The organism is Thermoanaerobacterium thermosaccharolyticum DSM 571 (genome assembly GCF_000145615.1).
In the GTDB taxonomy this organism is placed as follows: Bacteria; Bacillota; Thermoanaerobacteria; order Thermoanaerobacterales; family Thermoanaerobacteraceae; genus Thermoanaerobacterium; species Thermoanaerobacterium thermosaccharolyticum.
The window spans coordinates 1,207,852-1,234,808 of sequence record NC_014410.1 but is presented as its reverse complement, the minus strand read 5'-3'; the positions used below and the strand labels follow the sequence as shown (position 1 = coordinate 1,234,808).

Below are 26,957 nucleotides of genomic sequence, written 5' to 3'. Positions count from 1 at the left end.
TTCTATTATAGCATATTAAAAACTCATGTCAAGCATCTTTATCTTTGTTGCTTCATCAGGAGACGCCAATACAAAATCTATCTCTCTCCTGTCTACATTTGCACCTACAACTTTTACATAAACTTCATCGCCTATAGAAAACTTTCTCTTCGTTCTTTCTCCTATCAACGTATATGTTTCATCATCATAATGATAGTAGTCATCATCAAGTGTATCTATATCTACCAATCCTTCTACAGTATTGTCTAGCTCTACAAAAAACCCATAATTGGTAACATTAGCGATTATAGCCTTATATACATTTCCAATTCTTTCTTTCATGTACTCTACTTTCTTCAAATCTTCTATTTCTTTCTCTGCAGAATCCGCCGCTCTTTCCCTTTCTGAAGATTTTAATGAAATGTCATTTAATATTTTGTTATAATGTTCCTGCCGCTTCTCATTCAATTTTCCATGAATATTCTCTTTAATAATCCTATGGATTATAAGATCAGGATACCTTCTTATAGGTGATGTAAAGTGTGTATAATACTGCGTTGCAAGTGCATAGTGGCCTAAATCCTCTGGACTGTACCTAGCTCTTTTAAGGGATCTTAATAAAAGCGTCTCTACAATCCTTTGTTCATTTTTTCCTCTCACCTGTTTTATAAGTTCTTGTAAAGCCTTTGGATGTATTTCATCTCCTCCAATGCCTTTTATGTGATAACCAAGATTGTGTATAAATTTATTAAATGCCATCAACTTTTCCATGTCAGGATGTTCATGAACTCTATACACAAATGGCACGTTAATCCAATGCATGTGTTCGGCAACTGTCTCATTTGCAACAAGCATAAATTCCTCAATAATCCTATGTGCTATATTTCTCTCGACTTTTACAATATCGGTTGGTTTTCCATTTTCATCAACAATTACTTTTGCTTCTTCAAAATCAAAGTCTACACTACCCCGTCTTTTTCTTCTTTCCAACAATATCTTTGCCAAATCTCTCATATTATTAAAATCCCCTACTAAATCTTTATAACGCTCTTTTAATTCATCATCGTTTCCTTCTAAAATTTTGTATACATTAGTATATGTCATTCTTTCTTTGCTTCGTATTACACTTTCAAATATATCGTGATCTACAACATTACCATTCTTGTCTATCTTCATCTTGACTGTAAGTGTCAATCTGTCCTCTGATGGATTGAGGCTGCAAATTCCATTTGACAATCTATGTGGCAGCATTGGTATGACTCTATCTATAAAGTACACACTGCAGCCCCTGTTTAAAGCCTCCTTATCAAGCTCCGAACCTTCTTTTACGTAATGACTGACATCGGCAATACTAACATAAAGTATATAATCACCACTATCAAGCTTTTCCACTGCTACAGCATCATCAAGATCCTTTGCATCTTCACCATCTATTGTCACAATATTCAGGTGGCGCAAATCTGTCCTTCCTGATATTTCTTCACTAGATATTTTATCTTCTATATTTTCTGCTTCTCTTATGACTTTCTTTGGAAATTCTTCAGGTATGTTGTATGAGCGAATCACTGACAGTACATCTACTCCAGGATCATTTTTCCTGCCTAAAATCTCAACTATTTTCCCTTCAGGACTTCTCCTTTTTTCTGGCCACTTAGTTATTTTCACGACAACTTTCATGCCATCTTGAGCATTCATAGTGTCAGCTTTTGAAATAAAAACATCTTGCGTAATGTTTCTATCATCGGGAACTACAAAGCCAAAATTGCGGCTTTTCTCAAAAGTGCCAACTATAGTAGAATTAGCCCTTTTGAGTATTTTCACAACTTCTCCTTCCCACTTTTTACCTTCAACTTTTTTTATTACCCGCACTAATACAATATCATTTTGCATTGCATTGTTTAAATTGTCTTTAGAAATAAATATGTCCTTAATGTTTTCATTTTCTGGTATCAAAAAAGCGAATCCTCTCGAAGTAGCATCTATTTTGCCTTTTATTATATCCAGTCTTTCTGATAAAGCGTACTTTTCATTTTTTGTTTTATATATTGTCCCATCTTTTTCTAAATCCTTTAATAAATCCTCAACAATGCCTTTTTGACTATAATCCACATCAAGCATTTTCAAAATATTATCAATCTTTGAAGGCTTGTAATTTTCGTCGCTAAAAAGCTCTAATAATTTATCTTTAAAATTCATACATATTCCTCGCAATCCATTAAAATAAAAATTTACATAATATTAGTATAAATACACACCAAATTTCTTACATAATTAATTTTCCAATATCTATTATAATTATAACATCTACTATGAGAAATATTAAAGAAAAACTGTTTGTGTCAAGTAGTCGTTAGCAAATTTTTTCTTCAAATTTTATCCGCATAATGTTTAATGTATTGTGAATTCTCTTGCAATTGTTTTTGCTCCATTTCTGTCTTCATATTGTTACTCTTCTTACAGTTTCTACCTTTAGTTTTGTTTTTGCTATGGATAACACTGTAGATAAAGATGTTTAAGTACAAATAAAGAACATTTCAAATTACGGTGAATTTATGATTTGGAATGGAGAAAAAATAAGTGAAAGAATAAATTTATATAATTCGGACGATCAATTATCAGCTTACCTTTATAATATATTGCATGGTAACAAAATAATTGGATATGTCATTGTAGACCCTAAAACTGATAAAGTTGTTGAATATGCTCTTGGCCAATCACCATATTCAGACTATCTTTCTGAATATATAAAAGCCAAATCAGACAAATTTAATAATAAGAAAATAACATTATTGTATGATGGACCATCAAACTATGGTGTAGCCGCAGGAGATGAAAAATCAAAATCCAAAGAAATATTTGATTTCACATATGATAGTAGTGTAAAATTAAGTGTAGATACAAGTAAGGATGCAAAAATTTATTAAAAACAAAAAACATTACAACTAATGTAACCGCATTATCATCTGGTAAAATACTTTATAATGTTGGAACAGAACAAGTTGTTGGTAATAGATCTTGTGGACCAGTAGCAGCTTATAATTTATTGTACTTCTGGGCGCATAATGGTTATCCTAAATTAATAACAGGTAATGCAGATAATGATATAGCACAACTTGCAAAAGATATGGGAACAACAGTCGGTGCAACACCTTTTTTATGGTATAAAAATGGATTAAATCAATATACAAATAGAGTTTACTATGGTCAGTTCTATACCCTATTAAAATTCTAAGGAGGGTATTATTATAAAAAAGAAATACAAAATATTGTTATTATTTATTCTAATAATCTGTTTTTTTATATTGCTTTTTTTAAGGCAAATACAAGCAATTTCTATAGTTATTTATGAAGGACATACGGTTAAAATTACTTCTTTACATTTTAATAATATTGGTAGACCATTAACTGTAGTAAATGCTATTGACAGTAAAGGCAATAAAAATATTTATTTTATAAATCAAATTCATTTTTTTAATCCACATTTGGAATATGTTGTTAACTCAAAAGATGGTATTTCAAGAGAAGATGCAATATCAATTGTAAATAATAATAAGTTATGCGATGAGATTTGGAAAATAGAGTTGAAACACGAGACAACAGAAAATCCCAGAAAAGAATTAGTTTATTGGGAGATATTAACAAATAAATACAGCTCATATCCAATGATTTTTATTGATTTTTACACAGGCAAATATAAAGTTATAGATAAAAATGGCAAAATAATAAAAAGCAATATGTAAAAGGCTGTTGGACAAAATATGCCAGCAGCCTAAAAAGTTACACTTTTCTATGTTATTTATTTTTCATCCTTTATTGCGGCTTGTGCAGCAGCAAGTCTTGCAATTGGCACTCTGTATGGTGAGCATGATACATAGTCAAGTCCTGCTTTATGGCAGAATTCAATTGACGATGGATCTCCGCCATGTTCTCCGCATATACCTACACTCAAATCAGGTCTCGTTTGTCTACCTAATTTTGTGCCCATCTCAACAAGCTTGCCTACACCATTTTGATCAAGCTTTGCAAATGGATCAAAGTCGTATATCTTCTTGTCATAGTATGATTCTAGGAATTTACCTGCATCATCTCTTGAGAATGCAAATGTAAGCTGTGTCAAGTCATTTGTACCAAACGAGAAGAACTCTGCTTCTTTTGCAATTTCATCTGCTGTAAGAGCAGCTCTAGGTACTTCAATCATTGTTCCAACTTGGTACTTAAGATTAGCATTCTTCTCTTTCAATACTTCATCGGCAGCTTTTACTATAATCTCTTTTACATATTTCATTTCTTTTATATCGCCAATTAGAGGTATCATTATTTGTGGTTCAATATTAATACCTAGTTTATTGGATACATTTATTGCTGCCTCAATTATAGCTCTTGTCTGCATCTCAGCTATTTCTGGATACTTAACAGCAAGTCTGCATCCTCTAAATCCAAGCATTGGATTAAACTCCTTAAGACTTTCTACAGTAGCCTTCAAATCTTCAAATGCCATTCCCATTTCGTTTGCCAAAGCTTTTATATCTTCATCCTCATGAGGCAAGAATTCATGTAGTGGTGGATCAAGAAGACGTATTGTTACAGGATGTTCTCCCATAGCCTCAAACAATCCTTCAAAGTCAGACCTTTGCATTGGAAGAAGCTTGTTCAATGCATTTCTTCTTTGTTCCTCAGTCTTTGATACAATCATTTCTCTCATTGCAGGTATTCTGTCTTCAGCAAAGAACATGTGCTCTGTTCTGCAAAGACCTATTCCTTCAGCGCCAAAGTTTACTGCAACTTTTGCATCTCTTGGAATGTCGGCATTTGCTTTAACTTTTAATTTTCTATATCTGTCTGCCCATCCCATCAACGTAGCAAAATTACCTGTTAATGAAGGTGGTACAGTTTTAATTTCGCCGAGATATACGTTACCTGTGCTACCATCTATTGATATGTAGTCTCCTTCTTTTACAATAACATCTCCTATTTTCATAACTTTTTCATTCTCATCTATCAAAGCAGCACTGCAACCAGCTACACAGCATGTTCCCATTCCTCTAGCGACAACAGCAGCATGTGATGTCATACCACCACGACCAGTTAAAATACCTTGTGCAACAACCATGCCTTCAATATCCTCAGGAGATGTTTCCATTCTTACGAGTACTACTTTTTCGCCTCTACCTTTTGCAGCTTCAACCGCATCATCTGCTGTAAAATATACCTTTCCTGCAGCTGCACCTGGTGATGCTGGTAAGCCTTTTGCAATTGGTTTTGCTGCTTTTAGTGCTTCCGCGTCAAACATTGGATGCAATAACTGGTCAAGCTGTTTCGGATCAACTCTTAATACTGCTTCTTTTTCATCAATCAATCCTTCATTCACTAAATCGATTGCAACTTTTAATGCTGCCTGAGCAGTTCTCTTTCCATTTCTAGTTTGAAGCATGTACAACTTTGATCTTTCAATCGTAAATTCAATGTCTTGCATATCTCTGTAGTGGTTTTCCAGCTTGTTTGCAATCTCTGTAAACTGATTGTATACTTCTGGCATAATATCTTTTAATGTTGATATTGGCTGTGGCGTCCTTATACCTGCAACGACATCTTCACCTTGAGCATTCATTAAGAATTCTCCGAATAAAGCTTTTTCGCCTGTAGCAGGATTTCTAGTAAATGCAACGCCTGTACCAGAATCATTTCCCATATTGCCAAATACCATTGTCTGGACATTTACAGCAGTACCCCAATCGCTAGGTATATCATTTAACCTTCTATATACAATAGCCCTTGGGTTATCCCATGATCTAAATACGGCTTTGACAGCTTCGAGTAGCTGAACCTTTGGATCTTGCGGGAATTCAACACCCATCTCTTGCTTGTACAATTCTTTATATCTCTTTACAACTTCTTTTAGGTTTTCTGCAGTTAGATCTGTATCGTATTTAGCACCGTTTTCTTCTTTTACAGCATCAAGGATTGCCTCAAATTTATTCTTATCAATTCCCATTACAACATCTGAGAACATTTGAATAAATCTTCTATAACTGTCATAAGCAAATCTCTCGTTATTTGTAGCTTCAGCAAGTCCAACAACTGTATCATCATTTAATCCAAGATTTAAGATCGTATCCATCATTCCAGGCATAGAAACCCTTGCACCTGAACGTACTGAAACCAACAAGGGATTTTTCTTGTCGCCAAATTTTTTATTATTTATTTGTTCTAGAATAGCCATATTCTTATAAATTTCTTCAACTATATCATCTGATATTTTTTTGCCATCCTCATAATATTTAGTACAAGCTTCTGTTGTTACAGTAAAGCCTTGGGGCACAGGCAAACCTAAATTTGTCATTTCAGCAAGGTTTGCTCCTTTTCCACCAAGTAAGTTTCTCATTGATGCATTACCTTCGCTGAATAAATAAACATACTTCTTTGCCATTTATAGTCCTCCTTTATTTATTTTATTTAATATTATGCTTGCTGTTTCTTCAACAGCTTTATTTGTTACATCAATAACTGTACAGTCTAATCTCTGCATCACCTCCTTAGCATAATTAAGTTCTTTAATTATTCTATCTTTAGCAGCATACACTGCCTTAGAATCTAATCCAAGCGATTTTAGCCTTTCTTTTCGTATTTCCACCAAATTATCAATATTTATCATGAGTCCAAATATTCTATTATGATCTATCTCAAATAACTCCCTCGGTGGATCTACTTCAGGAACAAGCGGAAAATTTGCAGCTTTAATGTATTTATGTGCAAGGTACATACATAAAGGAGTCTTTGAAGTCCTAGATACACCTAATATCACTACGTCAGCCAACAATATACCGTTAGCATCTTTTCCATCATCGTGCTTTACAGCGAATTCAATTGCATCCATCTTTTTAAAATAGTCCTCATCCAATTTCCTCTTAGGAAAGAACAAATCAGAAGGTGGTATACCAGTAGTACCTTCTATAGCATCCATAATCGGTCCCATCACATCTACTATGCGCAAATTAAACTGCTGGGCTTTCTTAAGTAGATGCTTTTTAAGCTCGTCAACTACCATTGTATGTATTATAAGACTATTTTTGTTATTTGATGCATCAATAGCTATTTCATCAATTTGATTTTTATCTCCAACATAAGGAAATTTTTTTATCTGACTTATATTAGCACCAAATCTAGAAGCAGCTATTGCCGCAACATGTTCTGCTGTATCTATACTAGAATCCGAAACGAGATAAATAACAACATTCTCATCCACAATAGTTTTGGCCTCCTAAATATTAGCTGATACCATATCAGTCATGTGGGACAATTTCATTCCCATGTGAATAATAGTTCTTAGATTAACGTTTTCTAATGATTTATAACTACCATTTTCAAACAAAATTAATTACAATAATGTCCAATAATATTATAACATAAAATATAAAAAAACCAGGCAATAGCCCGATTTTTTTTATATTTTTAATTTTGATTCTAAATATGGTTTCACTTCGTTAATTTTTAATCTTACTTGTTGCATAGTATCCCTGTCTCTTATCGTTACAGACTCATCATTTAACGAATCAAAATCATATGTAATACAGTAAGGTGTTCCAATTTCATCTTGACGCCTGTATCTCTTCCCTATGCTCCCTGTTTCATCGTAATCCACGACAAACTCTTTTCTTAAATCGTCATACAATTTATAAGCATTATCACCAAGTTTTTTTGACAGCGGGAGAACAGCCGCCTTAATCGGCGCAATCATAGGATGTAATTTCAATACAACCCTTGTATCATTTTCTTCTACCTCTTCTTCATTATATGCATCTATCAAAAAAGCCAAAGCCACTCTATCTGCACCAACAGACGGTTCTATACAATATGGTATGTACTTCTCATTTGTAATTGGATCAAAATAAGTTAAATCAACTCCAGAGTGCTCCATATGTCTCTTCAAGTCAAAATCTGTTCTGTCAGCTATGCCCCATAGCTCTCCCCACCCGAAAGGAAATCTGTATTCTATGTCTGTAGTCGCATTGCTGTAATGAGAAAGCTCTTCTTTGCTATGATCTCTAAATCTTAAATTTTCCTTTTTTAGACCTAAATTCAAGAGCCAATTCATACAAAACTCTTTCCAGTAATTAAACCACTCTATGTCTTCACCAGGTTTACAGAAGAACTCCAACTCCATCTGTTCAAATTCTCTCGTCCTAAATGTAAAATTTCCAGGAGTGATTTCATTTCTAAAAGATTTCCCAATTTGTCCTATTCCAAAAGGTATTTTTCTCCTTGTTGTTCTTAATACATTTTTAAAATTTACAAATATTCCTTGTGCCGTTTCTGGTCTTAAATATATCTCTGATTTAGAATCTTCTGTAACTCCCTGAAATGTTTTAAACATCAAATTAAATTTTCTTATATCGGTAAAGTTGTGTGCACCACAAACAGGACAAGGTACATTATTTACCTCTATGAATTGCTTTAATTTGTCATTGGACCAACCATCAACAATAGCTTCTTGTCCTTGTTCTTTCAAATAATCTTCAACAAGTTTATCAGCACGAAATCTTGACTTGCACTCTTTGCAGTCCATCAATGGATCACTAAACCCACCTACGTGCCCTGATGCTACCCATGTTTCAGGATTCATCAATATTGCACAATCAATTCCAACGTTATATTGATTCTCCTGTATAAATTTTGACCACCAAGCTTTTTTCACATTGTTTTTAAATTCTACTCCAAGTGGCCCATAATCCCATGTATTCGCTAGCCCTCCATAAATTTCGGATCCTGGAAATATAAAGCCTCGATTTTTTGCAAGAGATACTATTTTATCCATAGTCACTTCAAAAGCCATATACAAACACTCCTTCTTATGTATAAACAAAACCCTTTTTCCTACACGGCAAAAAGGGTCAATGCTCAATTTATTTTAGAATATCAGATAGTTTAAATTATGTCAATATGAAATAACAACAAATTTAATCATACTTCATTCCTTTTCTTCTTTTAAAACTGTGATCTCTTTATTTGGTCTCTCTATCTCAATAGTGCAATTAGTAAAAAACGCTAACGCAGCACCCACTATAGTAAGCTGAGGAACTATAATAGCCGAAATAGCACCTGCTGTAACCGGTATTTCTAGTATTACATTGTCATCTTTTTTGATCCTAATTTTCGTCACATTTCCTTTTTTTACTATTTCTTTTATTTTATCAACGACTTCAGAGCCAGCAACAGATAAATTTTCTGTCCATTTTTTCTTGTTTTCCTCCAGATAGATAAGGGCATCAACAACATCGCCATTGCTTTTCTCCAACGCTTCCTTCGCTTCTTTATAACTAACTCCTGCCCTTGCAACAATCTGGTCAATCTTCTCAAGATCATTTTCCACCTTTATCACCTCCTACATGTTCTTTATCTTGTCTAAAAAATTCTTTGACTGAAATATCTTGTCAAAATGAACATTCATATATTCAGTCATTAGTCTGTCTAGTTCGTCTACAGTCGCTTTTTGCACTACTATTTTTCCTATATTATTGAAGCCATATTTAAGTAAAAATCTTAATATATTTAGTGTATCTCTTTTCAAATAGAATATGTCATCTACCGCGCTTTTGCAATTATTGCATAAAACACCGCCTTTAGCTGGCGAAAAATACACAAGCTTATCTTTTTTACCACAAGATACGCAATGATCAACTTCAGGCATATAACCCATAAACGTCACAAATTTCAAGTTAAATAAAACTGCAAGTAAATCATTATTGACGGAACCTTTTTCAAGCAACAGCAAAGAATATTTCAAAAGATTATAGATATTTATATTTCTATCATCATCTTGAAGCAATTTGTATACAACATCGGCAAAATACGATGCATAAGAAAGCTTCAAAATGTCGTCATCAATCTTTAAAAAAGAATGAATTAATTCCCATTGATCCACATAATAATAATTTTGACCATGGAATAAAACATAATATCCAATAGAAAACGGGTGAGAAGACCCTAAAAATCTACTTTTAGAATTCCTTGCACCTTTGGCTATCGCCTGTATCTTTCCGTTTGTTTTTGTAAAAAGTGTAATAACTTTATCTGACTCGCCAATAAGTCTGCTTTTCAAAACAATAGATTCAGTCTTTATAAACTTCATACTAATTTGTCCTTTTTAAACTTATTATTCTCTATGGAGATACGTTCATAATCTTTATAAATCATAAAATATTCAATATTACCTGTTCTTTTAAAAAGATTCCAAATCAGATGTAAGATCATACTCTTACCATCCCTTTACAATTTGTATACCTGAACTTGTACCTATCCTATTAGCACCTGCCTTGACAATTTCTCTTGCAAATTCTGCAGTCCTTATACCTCCTGATGCCTTGACACCAAAATTTTCACCTACGGTTTTTCTCATAAGTTCTACATCATGTACGGTAGCACCGCCGCTGCCAAACCCAGTTGATGTCTTTACAAAATCAGCCCCTGCATCCACTGTAATTTTACAAGCCTTTATTTTTTCTTCATCGGAAAGATAACATGTTTCTAATATGACTTTTACGATTATATCTCCAAATGATTTAGCAGCACGCGTTACAGCTTTTATTTCATTCTTTACATAATCATAGTCTCCAACTTTAAGTTTGCCGATATTCAAAACCATGTCTATCTCTTGTGCCCCATTGGAAATAGCTTCTTTTGTTTCAAAAACTTTTGCTTCGACAGTATTAGCCCCTAAAGGAAAACCAATTACCGTACATACCTTTACACCGCTGTTTTTCAATATATCTGCAACATATTTTACATGACACGGATTTATACAAACAGACGCAAAACCGTGTTCAATAGCTTCTTCTGCTAATTTTTTAATTTGTGCATCTGTTGCATCCGCTTTCAAGAGTGTATGATCAATTATTTTTGCAATTTCCATCATAATTCCACCTTTCATACCTATACTTTAACATCAATCATCAGCTTTTGTCAATCACATAGCCGAAATTTCTTAATATACTGATATTATCTCTCCAGCCTTTTTTAACTTTTACCCACAAATCTAAATATATTTTTTGTCCAAATAGACTTTCCAGCTCAGTTCTGGCATTGCTTCCAATCTTCCTTAACATCTGCCCGTTTTTACCTATAATAATAGCCTTATGAGACTCTTTTTCGCAAAATATAAAAGCTTCAATATCCAGAATATCTTTATTTTCGCGAACTTTCATCGAATTAACTTCTACATATACTCCATGTGGCACTTCATCTTCCAAATAATTCAGTATTTTCTCCCTTATTATTTCGGATACTAAAAACTTTTCTGGCCTATCTGTTATATAGTCACTAGGAAAATATTGAGGCCCCTCAGGCATATATAATACTATTGTATGTTTCAATAAATCTATATTTTTATTTTTTAAAGCAGATATTGGCAAGATATCTTTAAAATTATACTGTGCCTTAAAATTTTCGATAGTTTTATCAACAGTTTCATGCGGAACCGTATCAATTTTATTGATTACAAGAATAACTGGTGTATCAATTGATATTAAGTGCTCAATTATATATTCATCACCAGGTCCAACCTCAGCATCCGGTTCTACCATATAAATTATTAAATCAACTTCTGTTAACGTCTTTTTCACAGATTCAATCATGATTTCGCTTAATTTATGTTTCGGCTTATGTATACCTGGTGTGTCAATGAAGACTACTTGATAATCCTCACCTGTCAATATACCTTGAATTGTATTCCTAGTAGTTTGTGGTTTATCAGAAGTTATGGCTACTTTCTCCTCTAATAAAGCGTTTAATAAAGTGGATTTACCAACATTCGTTCTACCTATTAATGCAGCAAACCCTGATTTAAATGTCATATCATCACCTCAAATATTTTTATTTGACTATCTGAAAAAATAATACTGTTATAAGTATACCAATAATTGCTCCTACAATTACTTGAAATGTAGAATGTATATTTCCCTCTACTCTACTCTGTGCTACCATAAATGCCATTATAAAACTTATAGTCGATAAGAGTATATTTTTAGATATAAACGTTGATGCAGTAGCAAGACAAAATGCAATTGCACTATGTCCGCTAGGCAAACCACCCCGTAATGGAGTTCCCTTTCCAAAATAGGCTTTTAAAATTATCGTTACTATCATTACAACTATAAGTGTTATAAATGTCACATGAGCAGGAGAATTCTTAAGCTTTGTAAGTAAAATATTCGTCCAAGGATTTAATCTATTAAAAAAAAGCAAATACGCAACAAATATTGCATTTAAAGCAGTTATCAATACAGCACCTGCAGCAATATCTTTAGCAATTTTGGCCAGAACATGGTATTCATCAGTTATTAAATCTACAATAGTTTCGACTGCTGTATTAATCATTTCAGCCATTAGAACAAGTGATATTGTAACAATTATGGCAATCATTTCAAGTTTGCTAAAATTATAAAAGAGGCTCAAAATTAAAACTAGTATTGCTGCAGCAAAATGTATTTTCATGTTTTTTTCAGTTTTAAATGTATATATAATTCCTTCTATGGCATAATTAAAGCTATCTATTAACTTTTTAATCTTCAAAAATATATCACCTTTCTATTTTTAAACGTCTCATAACTTCATCTTCTTTTTCTCTCATAATCTTTCTTTCATCATCTGTCTCATGATCATACCCCATTAAATGGAACATACTGTGAGCTGTAAGATACGCTACCTCCCTTATGAAAGAATGTCCATATTCTTCCGCTTGTTGTTTTGCTTTCTCCAGTGAAATCACTATGTCTCCAATTGGCTCCGGACCTGCTGCATCATCTTCATCATAATTTTCTTCGTCAATATCGGAGTATATTTCCTCAAATTCAACCAGAGGAAACGACAATACATCTGTTTCTCTATCTACATTTCTATAATATTTATTTAATTTGTGAATCTCTTCGTTGTCGACAAATGATACGCTTACCTCCACATCATCTACAACGCCTTCAACTTCTAAAGCTGTTTTAACAACATCTTCTACAATTTTATCTAATCCGTCAACATCTACTTTATCCTGTCTATTATCTATCAAAATATTCATTGTAACACCTCTGCTTTATTATTTTCTATTTCAGGATACTCTATCCTATGATGAAATATTCCGTTCAAAGATGTCAAAAAAGACTTAGATAAAACTTTAATATCTTTTAATGTCAAATTGCTTTCGTCTAGCTGCCCATCTTTCAACCTGTCATCAATTATCTTGTTAACCATAGCTTCAATTTCATCATCTGTCGGTTCACTAAGGGATCTTACTGAAGCTTCAATAGAATCTGCCAGCATTAAAATTGCAGATTCTTTCGTTTGCGGTTTAGGGCCAGTATACCTAAAAGAGTCTTCTTCACACAAGTCATCAGCTTTTAATGCTTTGCTGTAAAAATACTTTACAAGGGATGTCCCATGATGTTCTCGTATTAAGTTAATAATATCCTCAGGTAATTTATACTTTTTAGCCAGTTCTACACCATCTTTCACATGTGACGTAATCACCAATGTACTTAAATCTGGAGATATTTTATCATGAAGATTTTCATCAGTAAATTGATTTTCTTTAAAAAAATAAGGTCTTTTTACTTTTCCTATATCATGATAATATGCCCCTACTCTTGTTAAAAGACTGTTAGCACCAATCGCATCAGAAGCAGCTTCTGCTAAATTAGCGACAATTATGCTATGATGATACGTACCAGGAGCGTCCATCATCAATCTTTTCAATAAAGGATTGTTGGGATTTGAAAGCTCAAGTAATTTTAGAGGTGTTATTATATCAAATCCTGCTTCCCAAAACGGAAGCAATCCAATAGCAAGAATTACGCTGAAGGCACCACTAATAATTCCCCACAAACTGTTTTCTAGAACAGATACAATATTATTACTATTTATCAAACCCACACCTAATATAGATAATGTATTAACAGCACTTACATAGATACCTGCTTTGACGAAATCAATTCTTTGTTTAGAATTTACCATTTTTATGGCTCCAATGGTACCCCCAAATATGGACATGATAAAAAAGGCTTGATTAAAATTCAACATCATTCCACCAATGATTGAAAAGAAAGTATTTAGCATTATAGCAATAAATGGGTCTAATATTACAGATACAGATAATGCTAACATTTCAGATGGTATCAATAATGGATTTATATTTTTTAATGCAATAACAATAAAATAATATATAATTCCCAATAGGTAAAGTATTTGAATATATGCGTTCTTTTCTTTCACTTTTTTATTGAGCCTATTTATATAGTATACAGTGATAAACAGAGACAACAATAATAGCATAATAATCCCAGAAAGCATCGCTATATCTATTCTGCTGTTATTCTTTAATAAACCCAAAGCCTTTAAAACCTGAATTTGGTCGCTTGTAACGACTTCCCCACTTACAATGATGTTTTGGCCTTTTTTATAAACAACTGGCTCTACTTTTTCAGCAGCTTCTTTCCTAGCAAGTTCCGTCTCGCTAGTATTATATATCATGTTAGGAGAAATCACCGATGATATTATAGTGTAAACTATCGGTTTTAAATCCTGACTTAAATCCGAATTATCAATAACGCTCTTTACACTACTTAGTGCCCCAGATAAAGCATCATCAGTTATCTGCCTCGACATTGTAGCCTTTTCAGTAGAGATTGCCAATGACTCAACAGCGATTATAGTATTGTCTTCAGCAGAAAGTAAAGTTTTAAGCGACTGATCATCCAGTTTTATTGGAAGTATTTCTTTTAATGTATTTAGTTTTTCATCTGGTTGTGCATTAGATTTTCTTATATTCCTTAATTTGTTAAAAAAGTCGGTTAGTTTCACGTACGACTCTTGGGCAACATTTTCATCATAATCATATTTTGGATTTACACTATTGACTGCTTCTTGAATCTTTTTCTGTGTTGCCAAATTATCTACAATGTCTTTAGGTGCTTTAATATCTATCTGGGCAACATCGCCTGCTTTAATATCAAATTTTGGCGGAGTTATAGCTGTATAGAATAAAAATATTGATGCAACTATGTATATTACTGTAAAATATATTAAATATGCCTTTTGACTTAACAATATTTTTTTTATTGGCATGTCCTTAATTAACATCTAAATTAATCCTCCCAAGAAGAGCTTTTTTCATCTGTACTGCCGTCGCTTTCTTTAGAATTTTCATAAGTTTCATATGCCTTTACTATTTTTGCAACAAGAGGATGTCTTATAACATCTTGTTCTTTTAATAAAACGAATTCTATACCTTCTATTCCATTCAATATCTCTATAACATCTTTTAACCCCGATCTTTTCCCTTTAGGCAAATCCACCTGGGTTATGTCTCCTGTTATAACAGCCTTAGAACCAAAGCCAATTCTCGTAAGAAACATTTTCATTTGCTCCGGAGTAGTATTTTGTGCTTCATCAAGTATAATAAATGAATCGTCAAGAGTCCGTCCCCTCATGTAGGCAAGTGGCGCTACCTCTATTAAGCCCTTCTCCATGTACTTTTGAAATGTTTCGGCTCCCAATATATCATACAGGGCATCGTACAGCGGTCTTAAGTATGGATCAACTTTTTCTTGCAAATCACCAGGCAAAAATCCAAGCCGTTCTCCTGCTTCTACAGCGGGTCTAGTTAAGATTATACGCCCTATTTCTTTGTTCTTTAAAGATGTGACAGCCATAGCCATAGCCAAATATGTTTTACCTGTACCTGCCGGCCCGATTCCAAAAACTATCTCGTTGTTTCTTATTGCATTCACATATCTCTTTTGACCATACGTCTTACATCTAATCTGTTTCCCTCTAGATGTTATGCAAACAATGTCAGATAATATTGATTTTAGTTTTTCTTCCTCTCCCATGTTAACTAATCTCATAGCGTATAATACATTTTGAGCCGTTATTATCTCACCGCTATTAATAATATCAATGAGTTCACTAAACACTTTTTCTGCACCATCAACATTACTATCTTCACCGCTAATTTTAATCATATCATCGCGAACTACAATTTTTACATCCATTCCCTCTTCTATCAATTTTATATTTTCGTCAAATTTTCCAAAAAGATTTGCCGCTTGTTCTATATTATTAATATCAATTGTTACTTCTTTCAATTTTTACCTCCGTATTATAATTGATATTTTCTTGAGTCCCTATATCCTCTATTACTTCTACTATAACGTCAGCTCGTAATACATTAGTATTAACCATGGTTATCTTTTCTTGTCTACTTACTATTTTAGCATCTTTCCCAAAAGCCGGTTTTATATTCCTCAGCGCTTTGTCAATTGCTAGCTTCTTCGCCTCATCTTTCGCAAGTATCTTATCAACCGGAACAGTCTCATAATACGTTTCACTTATTATCTTTACTGGTGAATAGCTTGATGTTATGAATTTTACTTCTTTATCATAATTTTTAAAATCAATCTTTCTGGGAGATAAAGTTAAATTGCTATTCCCCATTGATATTTTCGTTACGGTAATTTTCTTTCCGGTTCTTTCATATTTTTGCTGTGTTAAACTTACATCTGCATAACCTTCATACCAAGTCCTTGCCAATATTGTACCCATTGAATGCACAAACCGTGTTTCAGTATTTGGTCTTTCAACTATGCCGGATACTAATACATCTCCTACTTTTACAGTATCTCCAACTTTTTTAACAGCGTCTCCTTCTAATACTGTCATCTTATATATTATACCATCTTTTTTAGCTATTATATTACATGGTACATTCTCCTGTAAAATCGCTGGTGGAATAGTTTTTTTTACAACTTTAACAATAGCTTTTGTTCCCTTTATATCGATCCCTATCCAAGCTATATCTTTTACATCGATTAAAAATTCTTGCTGTATCTTCGGTATATCAATAGCTGACTTAGAAACACCAGCCTTAAGACCTAATTTATCGAGTTCTGATATTATAGAACTTTCATCTACATTTTTCGGATTTACAATCTCTACAGACCAAATAAACATTGAAAAAATATATGCCAGTATAATACATGATAATGCACCAATTACAAGCATTTTTCGTCTTCGCAAATAAAAAATAATAAACGGAAGACCTTTTTTTTCGACAATAAATACCCTGCAATTAGTTACTTTTGTATATGGCAAAAGCAGCTTAAAACCTTTTAAACTAATCTTTGCAACTATAGTAGTATGGTCTGTCCTTTTTACATCCCACACATATATGTTTTTCGATATAACAAGATTTAAAAATCTTTCAATTGATAAACCTTCAATTCTTATAATAGCATACCCGTATAAAAAATTCCACAATTTTATTGCTAGCAAATAAATACCTCCTTTGGGGAAATTGAGATAATTCGTAATATTCACTAGAATGGCAAAAAACACTGCATAATTTTTTAACATTTTTGCATAAAACTTTGCATCTTTATACAATTATTTCTATGCTTAGTATTTTCCCAGTAATTACTAAAATTTCTGTCATAACTGAATTTATAATCATGTTCTTGCCAGATATTCTAATCATTCCTATTGTTGAATTAATTCTTATTCTTTCTGGTATATACTCTATTATGCCTCTATGATTTTCAACTGTTATTTGTGTATTACCTATTACGGTTATCTTAGGAAGGTTCAGTAATACCTCTTTTGGAAAGTCAACTAAATTTAAAATTCCTTCTTTTATGGTGTTTGACTTCATGATAAAGCCCCCTCCCGTTAAATTTTATGAATTATCAAGTAAAAACATTCTCCTCAGGATTTTAATATAAAAAATAAAAAAAGCATGGATTTTTGTATCCTATGCTCTACATTACATTAAAAACAAAAAAACTTGATACTTTAACGTACCAAGTTTTTTTCTCACTGTAAATGCTGTGAAACTATAGTTTTAACTTTATTGCCATCAGCTTTGCCCTTTACAAGAGGCATTACTTTGCTCATTACTTTTCCTATGTCGTTTTTATTTGAAGCACCAATCTCATCTATAACACCTCTAACAATTTCATCAATCTCATCGTCAGACAACTGCTGAGGCATATATTCAAGCATTATTTCAATTTCACGGTTAGCTTTATCAACCAAATCCTGCCTTCCACCTTTTTCATATTCGGGCAGGACTTCTTTTCTTTGCTTTATTTCCCTTGAAATTACATCAATGACCCCATCATCATCAAGTACTTTTCCAGTATCCTTTTCAACTTGCAATATTGAAGATCTAACCATACTTAATATATTTTTTCTGAATGTGTCTTTTGCTTTCATTGCATCAACCATATCTTTGTATATCTGCTCTTTAAGGGCCATAAACACACTTCCTTACTTGCCAAATTTGTACTTTCTTTTTCTAGCTGCTTCTGATTTCTTTTTGCGTTTTACACTTGGGCTTTCATAATGTTCCCTTTTTCTTAATTCAGAAAGCACGCCACTTCTCGAGCACTGACGTTTAAATCTTCTCAATGCATTATCAAGGGACTCATTTTCTCCAACTCGAACTTCTGACACTATAATCTCCCTCCCTCCGGATAAACTGCCGAATGTAAACTGCGTATATTGCTACGATTACTATTGGGATATCTTAATATATTATAATCCTAAAACCAATTTGTGTCAATGTTTACCCTGGAGGCCATGTCATAAATCTTCCACCTAGAAGATGAAAATGTATATGATGAACTGTTTGTCCACCATCATCGCCACAATTTGACACTATCCTGTATCCTTTTTTATCAATTCCATATTGACTGGCAAGCTTTTTAGCAACTAAATAAACATGCCCTACCAAATCTTTGTTATCTTCACTAATATCTAGCGGCGATTCTATGTGCTCTTTCGGCACTATAAGCAAGTGAACTGGCGCTTGTGGATTAATGTCAGGAAAGGCAACTACATATTCATCTTCGTAAACTATTTTTGAATTTATCTCTTTGTTTATAATTTTGCAAAATATGCAATCACTCAATTCATTTCACCTCCTTAAACTAATTTTCCAATTGCAAAATCTTCTTTTACTCCAATTAATTTAACCGGTAATATTTTGTTTTTGATTTTTAAATCTGATTCCACTGCAACTCTTATATAATTGTCGGTAAGACCCTCAACATAACCTTCAACATCTTTAACGCTTTGTTCAAATAATACATTTAAAGTGCTACCGACAAATTTCTTATAAAATTTTGCTTCATTCTCCTCAGAAAGTTTAATTAGTTTTTTGCTTCTTTCTTCTTTAACCGAATTTTTAACTTGGTCCGGATAGTTTGCCGCTTTTGTCCCTGCCCGTCTCGAATATTTAAAAACATGCATTTTGCTGAACTCTATTGACTTTAAAAACTCATACGTCTCATTAAACTCTTCATCAGTCTCACCAGGAAATCCAACCATAACATCAGTAGTTATTGCAACATCTTTAATGTACTTTCTTATCCTATCTATTATTTCCATGTATTCACTTGTTGTATATTTTCGCCCCATTCTTTTCAGCGTACTATCTGAACCGCTTTGCAGCGATACATGATAATGTCTACAAAATTTTGGTAAAGATGCCACTTCTTTAATAAAATCTTCCGTTAAAAACGTCGGTTCTATAGAGCTCATTCGTATTCTTTCGATTCCATCAACTTCATGAATCATTTTTATTATATCAAGCAAATTTATATTTTCCAAGTCTTTTCCGTAAGATGCTACATGTATTCCCGTTAATATTACTTCTTTATATCCATTGTCACGTAATCTTTTTACTTCATCCAAAATATTATCAGGCCTTCTGCTTCTTACAGGTCCTCTTGCATAGGGTATAATGCAATAGGTACAGAATTGATTGCAGCCATCTTGGATTTTTAAATATGCTCTTGTATGTCCTTCTTGTGCTGATATTTTTAGCTCTTCAAACTTTTTATTGTCAAATATATTTTCTACAGCGTTTATCTTTTCTTTATCACCGCTAACTTTTTCCACTAATTTAACGACTTCGCCTTTATTTTTTGTACCCAAAACGATATTAACTTCTGGCAAATTAAGAACTTCATTTGATGCTACTTGTGAATAACATCCTACTACAGCAATTATAGAATCCGGATTTATTTTTTTTGCCTTTCTTATCTCCTGTCTTGATTTCATGTCTCCTCTGCCAGTTACAGTACAAGTATTTATTATATAAACATCTGCATATTCATCAAAGTCTACTACATCATAACCTGAGTTTTTAAAAATCTCAACCATAGCTTCTGTCTCATACTGATTGACCTTGCACCCTAAAGTAAAAAAGGATACGATTTTTTTGCGGCCATATATATTATAAAACTCTTCATTGCTGAGAGCTAAATTTGCTTTTGCCACTTTTAAATATTCCTCCTACTAAAAATAATACAATATTTATTATAACATTTAATAAGATATAAAAAAATAAGCCTCTTATTTTCGCTTTTTTACTTTAAATTAAGAGGCATATAAAAAGAATGTGTATATCTATCCTAAATCTCCAAGTTCATATAAGATAATAGAGCTAGTAACAATACCTGCAGTTTCTGTCCTCAAAATTCTCGGGCCTAATGTGACAGGTATTGCACCATATTCTATGGCTGCCATTATTTCATTTTCAGAAAATCCTCCTTCAGGTCCTATAAATACACAAATATTTTTTGCGTTAAAATTTTTCTTTAAAACATCTTTCAATCTCATATTAGTCTCTTTTTCGTAAGGTATTAAGCATAAGTCAAATTCATTCAAACTTTCTAATGCATCTTTAAAACCTACAGGCACTAAAACATCGGGCACTATAGATCTGCCCGATTGCTTTGATGCTTCCAGAGAAATTTTCTTCCACCTGTTGATTTTGTTGTATATATTTTTTTCTTTTATTTTTATTGTAGAAAATTCAGTCTCAACAGGTACAATCTTTTTGATGCCAATCTCAGTACATTTCTGAATAATCAAATCCATCTTATCAGATTTTGGAAGGCCTTGATACAATGTAATGTTAATTGGGCTTTCTACAACTTGATTATACTCTTCAATTATTTTTAATATAACAGAGGAATTCTCAATATCAAGAATGGAAACAATGTATTGATTCTTTCCATTGGAAATTATCAATTTCGTTCCAATCTTAAATCTTAAAACATCTATTATATGATGTGCATCGTCACCATTTATTCTTACAATCCCATCTTTTATATCTTCATTTTTCACAAAAAATTTTCTCACAGCAAATCACTTTTTCTTAGATAATATAGCAATCCATTCACCATCTTCTTTTATATCAATTATATCAAAATATTTCGAAATAGCATCTAAAACATCGTTTTTCCTATCTTTTATTATACCGCTAGATATGAATATTCCATTTTCATTAAGTTTTTCATAAATATCGTAAGTAGCTTTGATAATTATATCAGCTATTATATTTGCCACTATTAAATCAGCTTTTCCAGTTAGCTCATGTAAAAGATCACTTTTAAGAACCTCAATATTATCTAAATTGTTCAATTTGACATTTAAAGATGCCACTTTTATAGCTACATCATCCAGATCTACTGCATAAACTTTTTTTGCACCCAATTTCGAACTTACAATCGACAAAATACCTGTACCACATCCAACATCAAATACTACATTGTTAGGCTTTACATAATCTTCGAGAAATTCTATACACATCTTTGTCGTTTCGTGGCTACCTGTACCAAATGCCATGCCTGGGTCTAGTTCAACAACTATTTCATTTTCTTCTGGCTTATAATCTTCCCATGATGGTTTAATAACAACGCGTTTCCCTATTTTAAAAGGTTTATAATACTTTTTCCAACTGTTAGCCCAATCATCGTCATCGACTTCCGATGTTTCAAATGTAAAATCACCTATGTCTAAATTATACTCCTTTAGCCCCATTATCCTGTCCTTTATAATGCTAACTTTGTCTATTGTATTTGGCATCAATGGAAAATAAGCTGAAATAACGACTTTATCAGTGTTTACAATCATATCGGGATCAACATAATCCCACTCACTGTCATCATTAAGCATTTTTAAATCATTAGGATCTTCAATAACAACACCACCAGCACCAATTTCATGCATAATATTCGTTATAGCCTCTTCCGCTTCAACTGAAGTTGTGACTTTTACCTCAAGCCATTTCAATCATATCACCCTTTTTTATGCTCCAAAAGCATCTTTTACTTTTTGAAAAAAAGATTTTCCACCGCTATCATTGCTGAGTTTATCAAACTCCCTCAATAGCTCTTTTTGCTTTTCTGTCAATTTTTTAGGAACATCAATATACACTTCTACGAATTCATCACCACGTCCTCTTCCATTAATATGAGGTATTCCTTTATTTCTAAGCCTAAACACTGTTCCAGTTTGAGTTCCAGGTGGAATATTGTATATAGCTTTGCCGTCAAGAGTTGGAACTTCTATCTCTGCACCAAGCGCAGCATCTACAAAGCTTATGGGCATTTTAAGCAAAACATTAAATCCATCCCGCTTGAATATCTTATGTGGTTTTATGCTTATTACAATAAAAAGATCTCCATTAGCTCCTCCTCTTTCCCCTGGTTCACCTTCACCTCTTAATGATACCATTTGTCCTTCATCAATTCCAGCAGGTATATTGACTTTAAGTTTCCTTAGTCTTCTTATTTTCCCACTTCCATGGCACTTTGAGCATGGATCTTTGACTATCCTGCCTTCTCCATGGCACCTAGGACATGTTCTTACATTGACTATCCTGCCAAACGGCGTATTTTGTGTTATTCTGACCTCACCTGTACCATGACATTCGGGGCATACCTCTATTTTCGTTCCCGGATTAGCACCTGTACCATTGCATCTATCGCATTTTTCATATCTTTCAATTTCAATTTCTTTCTCTACACCAAATGCAGCTTCTTCAAAAGACAAAGTTAAATTAACTCTTATGTCATTCCCTTTTTGAGGACCGGTTTTTCTTCTAGCACTACCACCGAACATATCACCAAATATATCGCCAAAAATGTCGCCAAAACCGCCAAAATCAAATCCACCCTGGCCAAAACCACCAAAGCCACCAAAATCTCCTTGATTAAAACCACCTTGGTTAAATGCTGCATCACCAAATTGATCATACTGAGCTTTTTTCTGAGGGTCAGACAAAATCTGATATGCTTCATTTATCTCTTTAAACTTTTGTTCTGCTTCTTTATTGCCTGGATTTAAGTCAGGATGGTACTTTTTTGCAAGAGTTCTGTAAGCCTTTTTTATGTCTTCATCGCTGGCATTTTTATCAAGACCTAATATTGCATAATAATCTTTAGCCATACACATCACCTGCCTTTCTCAACATGAATGAGAACCAGGATTGCCCTGGTTCTTATTTATTTTATTTGTTGTCATCTTCCATCTTATAGTCTGCTTCATATACATTTTCTTTATTAGATGTTCCATCACCGCTGCTATAGCTATTTGTCTGACCTGCACTGCCTGTCTGTTGATATATGCGTGAAGACACATTGTAAAATGCTTGTGACAATTTTTCTGAAGCGCTTTTTATAGCGTTAATGTCGCTGCCTTCAAGAGCTTTTCTTACATTTTCTATCTCTTTATTTATATCATCTTTTTCTTGCTGTGTCATCTTGTCTGCCAAATCTTTCATGGTCTTTTCGGCTTGATATATTAATGAATCTGCATTGTTTCTTACTTCTATCTCTTCTTTTCTCCTTCTGTCTTCTTCTTCGTGCTGTTTTGCCTCATTCATCATCCTGTTTATCTCTTCTTCGCTTAAATTAGAGGAAGAAGTGATTGTTATGTTCTGAGATTTTCCTGTACCTAAATCTTTTGCAGAAACATGGACAATACCATTAGCATCAATATCAAATGTAACTTCTATCTGAGGCACTCCTCTTGGAGCAGGTGGAATTCCCGTCAATGTAAATCTTCCAAGAGTTTTGTTGTCCCGAGCCATCGGTCTTTCACCTTGCAAAACATGTATCTCAACAGATGTCTGCCCATCTGCCGCAGTAGAGAATATCTGGCTCTTCTTTGTAGGAATCGTGGTGTTCCTTTCTATTAATTTTGTGAATACACCACCCAGCGTTTCAATGCCAAGTGAAAGTGGCGTAACATCAAGCAAAAGGACGTCCTTTACTTCGCCGCCTAATACACCACCTTGAATTGCAGCTCCAATTGCAACACATTCATCTGGATTTATGCCTTTATGAGGCTCTTTCCCCATTATTCTTTTTACTGTCTCTTGAACAAATGGTATTCTTGTTGAGCCACCAACTAAAATAACTTTATCTATATCAGATGGGCTAAGCTTCGCATCGCTCAAAGCACGATTTACTGGTTCAACTGTAGATTGTACTAAATCATTTATAAGTTCCTCAAATTTCGCTCTTGTCAAGTTAACGTCTATATGTTTTGGTCCTGTAGCATCAGCTGTTATAAACGGTAAATTTATATTAGCTGTCATAGCAGAAGAAAGCTCTATCTTTGCTTTTTCAGCAGCATCTTTTAATCTCTGCATTGCCATCTTATCATTTCTTAAATCAATTCCATATTCTTTCTTAAAGTTATCTGCAAGCCAATCCATAATTCTCTGGTCAAAATCATCACCACCTAAGTGGTTGTTACCACTAGTTGCTAGAACCTCAAATACTCCATCTCCTATCTCGAGAATGGAAACATCAAATGTACCGCCACCTAAGTCATACACCATAATTTTCTGATTTCCTTGTTTATCTAATCCATATGCCAATGATGCAGCCGTTGGCTCGTTGATAATTCTCTTTACATCCAATCCTGCTATTCTACCAGCATCTTTAGTAGCCTGCCTTTGGCTATCATTAAAATATGCTGGTACAGTTATTACTGCTTCGGTTACTTTCTCGCCAAGATATGCTTCAGCATCTGCTTTTAACTTCTGTAAAATCATAGCTGATATTTCTTGTGGTGTATAGCTTTTTCCATCAATCGTAACACGATAATCTGAACCCATGTGTCTTTTTATGGACATTACTGTCCTCTCTGGATTTGTTATAGCCTGCCTTTTTGCTACTTGGCCTACTAATCTTTCACCTTCTTTTGTAAAAGCAACAACTGATGGTGTAGTCCTAGCACCTTCAGAATTTGGTATAACTACTGGTTGTCCTCCTTCCATAACAGCTACACACGAAAAAGTTGTACCAAGATCAATTCCTATAATTTTTCCCATCGTCTTTTCCTCCTATTTAAAACTTTATTTTAGCTTTTTGTAAAACCCTAAAATTATTGATTTTAAAGGGTTTTACTTTATATATCAGCAGGATTTTCCTCCACTTTTGCCGAATTATATATTATACCAAATATTCTAAATCCAACCAAAGTGAAAGGAGATCCTGCATGATAAAGCAACTTAATTTTTCTGATTTTATTGATGATTTTCATAAATTTATTGTTGTTCAAAAACCTCAGTTGCTTGAGCTTCTTGACCAGTATATTAATATTTCTGACTTAATCCCTGTAAATTGGTATTTTCACTATAATAAAGCTACTGGTCGCCCTCATGATAATTCTCTCGATTCAATTGTTTCAACCTTATTGCTGCAAAAGTTACTTTCTATACCAACTATTGATTTACTTATTACTTTTTTGTCATTTTCAAAAGAACTCCGTGATTTTTGTGGGCTTAATACTGTTCCTGATGCTTCTTTTTACTCAAGGTTCAAACAGGATTACTGTGATGACATTGAAGCCTTCTTTCATAAGTTAGTCGATATTACTGAACCTATTTGTCAGGAAATTGGCCAAGCCCTTGAAAAAGAATTAGGCATCAATCCTGCTGAAGTTTATATTATGGATACTACTGGTATTGAATGCTATGTTAAGGAAAACAACCCCAAATTCTTTAATGCTCTTGTTAAAAAGCTTCAATACTTTAACAAGGACAAGTCAAAAGAAGACATCTATAAAATGGCCTATAATCAAATGCCTAAAACTGCTTCTGTTGACCCTAATATTAAATTGCAATATATCAATGGTACTTTCTGTTATGCCCACAAAACTATAGTTGTGTCTAATGCCCTCGGCATTTTAAGACATATGGACTTTTGCGATTACCAGCCGGATTTTAATGATTATACTGATAGCTCTGAGCCCGCATCCCCTGAAGAAGTTAAACTTACATGGGATGGAAAACTGCTTATACCTGCTATGGAGAATTTTTTTGAGCGTCATCGTAACTTTAATATTTATGCTATGACTGCTGATTCTGGCTTCGATGATGTCCCAAACTATAAATATCTCTTTGAGAATCATGGCATTCTGCCTGTCATTGCTCTTAATCCTAGAAATACCAGAAAAAATTTCGGCAAGCCAGGAATTAATGAAGATGGTATTCCTACATGCCCAAAGGACCCATCTCTTCCAATGAAATGGGATGGCTCTTGTAAAGGTAAAAACCGTTCCTTTAGGAACAAGTTTATTTGCCCTAAAACTGAAAAGTTACCTGGTGGCAAATATGTTTGTTCCTGCGAGGATAAATGTACAACTTCCGATTGTGGCAGAATGTTTTATACATATCCCAAAGATAATTATAGAGTTCATACCCCTATTCCTAGAGATACAGAGCAATGGAATCAAATAGCTGATTTTCGACATATCATTGAGCAGGTTATCTCTAGGCTCAAACTTCCCCTGCAGCTTGGTAATCTCCAGGCTAGAGACCGCAAAACCATCAAGGCAGATTTCTTCATGGCTGGTGCTGCGCATCTTATTACTGTTTTACTAGCATACCGTATGGGAGCTATAGATAAAATTCGTTCTGTTAAGTCTATAGCTGCTTAATTCAACAGCCAGCTAAACTTAAGCATCTACCTCATTTGCATAAATCATTGGGGTCTATTTGTCATGCCTGTTTTTTTCTGTTTTCAATGTTCATCAATAAAATTCAGACCTTTCTTGATTAAATGTACTCTCTGGTATACTGTATCTTTCCTATATCTTCCTCTATTGATTGCTATCTGTAAATTTTTATCTCATAG

General features: G+C 33.5%; 26 protein-coding genes. 4 read left to right on the top strand and 22 right to left on the bottom strand.

Translation table 11 applies throughout. The features are described 5' to 3' along the window. Positions 1-15: 15 nt before the first annotated feature. The gene (gene rnr / locus TTHE_RS06015; protein ID WP_013297696.1) at positions 16-2,175 is read right to left on the bottom strand and encodes a ribonuclease R; all 2,160 of its coding nucleotides are present in this window, start codon (positions 2,173-2,175) and stop codon (positions 16-18) included. Positions 2,176-2,531: 356 nt separating this feature from the next. Between rnr and TTHE_RS06010 the strand changes: the two genes are divergently transcribed. The 3 genes from TTHE_RS06010 to TTHE_RS06000 all read left to right on the top strand — a co-directional run bounded on the left by TTHE_RS06010 (position 2,532) and on the right by TTHE_RS06000 (position 3,719). Beyond that, on the top strand, positions 2,532-2,903 hold the full coding sequence (locus TTHE_RS06010; protein WP_013297695.1) for a hypothetical protein: 372 nt from the start codon (positions 2,532-2,534) through the stop codon (positions 2,901-2,903). 119 nt (positions 2,904-3,022) lie between these two features. Further along, positions 3,023-3,211, top strand: a complete 189-nt coding sequence (locus TTHE_RS14365) for a hypothetical protein (RefSeq protein ID WP_041587437.1) — start codon at positions 3,023-3,025, stop codon at positions 3,209-3,211. A gap of 34 nt (positions 3,212-3,245) precedes the next feature. After that, complete coding sequence (locus tag TTHE_RS06000; RefSeq protein ID WP_231292737.1) at positions 3,246-3,719, top strand: hypothetical protein; 474 nt, start codon at positions 3,246-3,248, stop codon at positions 3,717-3,719. A 56-nt stretch (positions 3,720-3,775) separates the two neighbouring features. Here TTHE_RS06000 and ppdK read toward each other — a convergent pair whose 3' ends face one another. The 21 genes from ppdK to dnaK form a co-directional block, all read right to left on the bottom strand. Then, complete coding sequence (gene ppdK, locus TTHE_RS05995; protein WP_013297693.1) at positions 3,776-6,406, bottom strand: pyruvate, phosphate dikinase; 2,631 nt, start codon at positions 6,404-6,406, stop codon at positions 3,776-3,778. Next, on the bottom strand, positions 6,407-7,222 hold the full coding sequence (locus tag TTHE_RS05990) for a pyruvate, water dikinase regulatory protein (RefSeq protein WP_013297692.1): 816 nt from the start codon (positions 7,220-7,222) through the stop codon (positions 6,407-6,409). It lies immediately after the preceding gene. Positions 7,223-7,420: 198 nt separating this feature from the next. Next, positions 7,421-8,809, bottom strand: coding sequence for a glycine--tRNA ligase (locus TTHE_RS05985; protein ID WP_013297691.1), 1,389 nt, complete (start codon positions 8,807-8,809; stop codon positions 7,421-7,423). A gap of 135 nt (positions 8,810-8,944) precedes the next feature. After that, the gene (locus TTHE_RS05980) at positions 8,945-9,346 is read right to left on the bottom strand and encodes a DUF4342 domain-containing protein (protein ID WP_013297690.1); all 402 of its coding nucleotides are present in this window, start codon (positions 9,344-9,346) and stop codon (positions 8,945-8,947) included. A gap of 12 nt (positions 9,347-9,358) precedes the next feature. Next, the gene (gene recO, locus TTHE_RS05975; protein WP_013297689.1) at positions 9,359-10,105 is read right to left on the bottom strand and encodes a DNA repair protein RecO; all 747 of its coding nucleotides are present in this window, start codon (positions 10,103-10,105) and stop codon (positions 9,359-9,361) included. 126 nt (positions 10,106-10,231) lie between these two features. Beyond that, positions 10,232-10,885 carry a deoxyribose-phosphate aldolase gene (deoC, locus tag TTHE_RS05970; RefSeq protein ID WP_013297688.1) on the bottom strand — a complete coding sequence of 218 codons (654 nt, stop codon included), beginning with the start codon at positions 10,883-10,885 and terminating at the stop codon, positions 10,232-10,234. Positions 10,886-10,925: 40 nt separating this feature from the next. Next, positions 10,926-11,825: a GTPase Era gene (era, locus tag TTHE_RS05965; RefSeq protein ID WP_013297687.1), complete on the bottom strand. Its 900-nt coding sequence runs from the start codon at positions 11,823-11,825 to the stop codon at positions 10,926-10,928. A gap of 19 nt (positions 11,826-11,844) precedes the next feature. Then, the gene (locus TTHE_RS05960; protein WP_013297686.1) at positions 11,845-12,543 is read right to left on the bottom strand and encodes a diacylglycerol kinase; all 699 of its coding nucleotides are present in this window, start codon (positions 12,541-12,543) and stop codon (positions 11,845-11,847) included. Between the two features lie 7 nt (positions 12,544-12,550). After that, entirely contained in the window at positions 12,551-13,039 is a 489-nt protein-coding gene (gene ybeY, locus TTHE_RS05955; RefSeq protein WP_013297685.1) for an rRNA maturation RNase YbeY, read from the bottom strand. Next, on the bottom strand, positions 13,036-15,096 hold the full coding sequence (locus tag TTHE_RS05950; RefSeq protein WP_013297684.1) for an HD family phosphohydrolase: 2,061 nt from the start codon (positions 15,094-15,096) through the stop codon (positions 13,036-13,038). The genes ybeY and TTHE_RS05950 overlap by 4 nt, the downstream gene beginning before the upstream one ends. A 5-nt stretch (positions 15,097-15,101) precedes the next feature. Then, a complete protein-coding gene (locus TTHE_RS05945) occupies positions 15,102-16,103 on the bottom strand; it encodes a PhoH family protein (RefSeq protein WP_013297683.1) in 1,002 nt (333 codons plus the stop codon). Continuing rightward, positions 16,084-17,289, bottom strand: coding sequence for a sporulation protein YqfD (gene yqfD, locus TTHE_RS05940; RefSeq protein ID WP_013297682.1), 1,206 nt, complete (start codon positions 17,287-17,289; stop codon positions 16,084-16,086). The genes TTHE_RS05945 and yqfD overlap by 20 nt, the downstream gene beginning before the upstream one ends. A gap of 103 nt (positions 17,290-17,392) precedes the next feature. Then, positions 17,393-17,665 (bottom strand): sporulation protein YqfC, encoded by a 273-nt coding sequence (gene yqfC / locus TTHE_RS05935; protein WP_013297681.1) that lies wholly within the window; start codon positions 17,663-17,665, stop codon positions 17,393-17,395. A 161-nt stretch (positions 17,666-17,826) separates the two neighbouring features. Then, positions 17,827-18,270 (bottom strand): GatB/YqeY domain-containing protein, encoded by a 444-nt coding sequence (locus tag TTHE_RS05930; protein WP_013297680.1) that lies wholly within the window; start codon positions 18,268-18,270, stop codon positions 17,827-17,829. A gap of 12 nt (positions 18,271-18,282) precedes the next feature. Beyond that, on the bottom strand, positions 18,283-18,468 hold the full coding sequence (gene rpsU / locus TTHE_RS05925; RefSeq protein WP_013297679.1) for a 30S ribosomal protein S21: 186 nt from the start codon (positions 18,466-18,468) through the stop codon (positions 18,283-18,285). Between the two features lie 112 nt (positions 18,469-18,580). Continuing rightward, positions 18,581-18,925: a histidine triad nucleotide-binding protein gene (locus tag TTHE_RS05920; protein ID WP_013297678.1), complete on the bottom strand. Its 345-nt coding sequence runs from the start codon at positions 18,923-18,925 to the stop codon at positions 18,581-18,583. Positions 18,926-18,939: 14 nt separating this feature from the next. Next, positions 18,940-20,298 carry a tRNA (N(6)-L-threonylcarbamoyladenosine(37)-C(2))-methylthiotransferase MtaB gene (gene mtaB / locus TTHE_RS05915; protein ID WP_013297677.1) on the bottom strand — a complete coding sequence of 453 codons (1,359 nt, stop codon included), beginning with the start codon at positions 20,296-20,298 and terminating at the stop codon, positions 18,940-18,942. A 129-nt stretch (positions 20,299-20,427) separates the two neighbouring features. Next, positions 20,428-21,165: a 16S rRNA (uracil(1498)-N(3))-methyltransferase gene (locus tag TTHE_RS05910; protein ID WP_041587436.1), complete on the bottom strand. Its 738-nt coding sequence runs from the start codon at positions 21,163-21,165 to the stop codon at positions 20,428-20,430. Between the two features lie 6 nt (positions 21,166-21,171). Next, on the bottom strand, positions 21,172-22,098 hold the full coding sequence (prmA, locus tag TTHE_RS05905) for a 50S ribosomal protein L11 methyltransferase (RefSeq protein WP_013297675.1): 927 nt from the start codon (positions 22,096-22,098) through the stop codon (positions 21,172-21,174). A 15-nt stretch (positions 22,099-22,113) separates the two neighbouring features. Next, positions 22,114-23,256, bottom strand: coding sequence for a molecular chaperone DnaJ (dnaJ, locus tag TTHE_RS05900; RefSeq protein ID WP_013297674.1), 1,143 nt, complete (start codon positions 23,254-23,256; stop codon positions 22,114-22,116). A gap of 61 nt (positions 23,257-23,317) precedes the next feature. Next, positions 23,318-25,150: a molecular chaperone DnaK gene (gene dnaK, locus TTHE_RS05895; protein ID WP_013297673.1), complete on the bottom strand. Its 1,833-nt coding sequence runs from the start codon at positions 25,148-25,150 to the stop codon at positions 23,318-23,320. A gap of 167 nt (positions 25,151-25,317) precedes the next feature. On the opposite strand from dnaK, the gene TTHE_RS05890 reads away from it, so the two are divergent. Next, on the top strand, positions 25,318-26,760 hold the full coding sequence (locus TTHE_RS05890) for a transposase (protein WP_013297672.1): 1,443 nt from the start codon (positions 25,318-25,320) through the stop codon (positions 26,758-26,760). Positions 26,761-26,957 lie beyond the last annotated feature (197 nt).

What these genes read in the sequence shown, in the direction of transcription:
- TTHE_RS05890 (WP_013297672.1), top strand. Translation starts at nt 25,318, where the DNA reads ATGATAAAGCAACTTAATTTTTCTGATTTTATTGATGATTTTCATAAA.
- yqfC (WP_013297681.1), bottom strand. Translation starts at nt 17,665, where the DNA reads ATGAAGTCAAACACCATAAAAGAAGGAATTTTAAATTTAGTTGACTTT.
- rnr (WP_013297696.1), bottom strand. Translation starts at nt 2,175, where the DNA reads ATGAATTTTAAAGATAAATTATTAGAGCTTTTTAGCGACGAAAATTAC.
- TTHE_RS05930 (WP_013297680.1), bottom strand. Translation starts at nt 18,270, where the DNA reads ATGGCCCTTAAAGAGCAGATATACAAAGATATGGTTGATGCAATGAAA.
- TTHE_RS05950 (WP_013297684.1), bottom strand. Translation starts at nt 15,096, where the DNA reads ATGTTAATTAAGGACATGCCAATAAAAAAAATATTGTTAAGTCAAAAG.
- era (WP_013297687.1), bottom strand. Translation starts at nt 11,825, where the DNA reads ATGACATTTAAATCAGGGTTTGCTGCATTAATAGGTAGAACGAATGTT.
- TTHE_RS06010 (WP_013297695.1), top strand. Translation starts at nt 2,532, where the DNA reads ATGATTTGGAATGGAGAAAAAATAAGTGAAAGAATAAATTTATATAAT.
- deoC (WP_013297688.1), bottom strand. Translation starts at nt 10,885, where the DNA reads ATGGAAATTGCAAAAATAATTGATCATACACTCTTGAAAGCGGATGCA.
- recO (WP_013297689.1), bottom strand. Translation starts at nt 10,105, where the DNA reads ATGAAGTTTATAAAGACTGAATCTATTGTTTTGAAAAGCAGACTTATT.
- ppdK (WP_013297693.1), bottom strand. Translation starts at nt 6,406, where the DNA reads ATGGCAAAGAAGTATGTTTATTTATTCAGCGAAGGTAATGCATCAATG.
- dnaJ (WP_013297674.1), bottom strand. Translation starts at nt 23,256, where the DNA reads ATGGCTAAAGATTATTATGCAATATTAGGTCTTGATAAAAATGCCAGC.
- dnaK (WP_013297673.1), bottom strand. Translation starts at nt 25,150, where the DNA reads ATGGGAAAAATTATAGGAATTGATCTTGGTACAACTTTTTCGTGTGTA.
- TTHE_RS05985 (WP_013297691.1), bottom strand. Translation starts at nt 8,809, where the DNA reads ATGGCTTTTGAAGTGACTATGGATAAAATAGTATCTCTTGCAAAAAAT.
- ybeY (WP_013297685.1), bottom strand. Translation starts at nt 13,039, where the DNA reads ATGAATATTTTGATAGATAATAGACAGGATAAAGTAGATGTTGACGGA.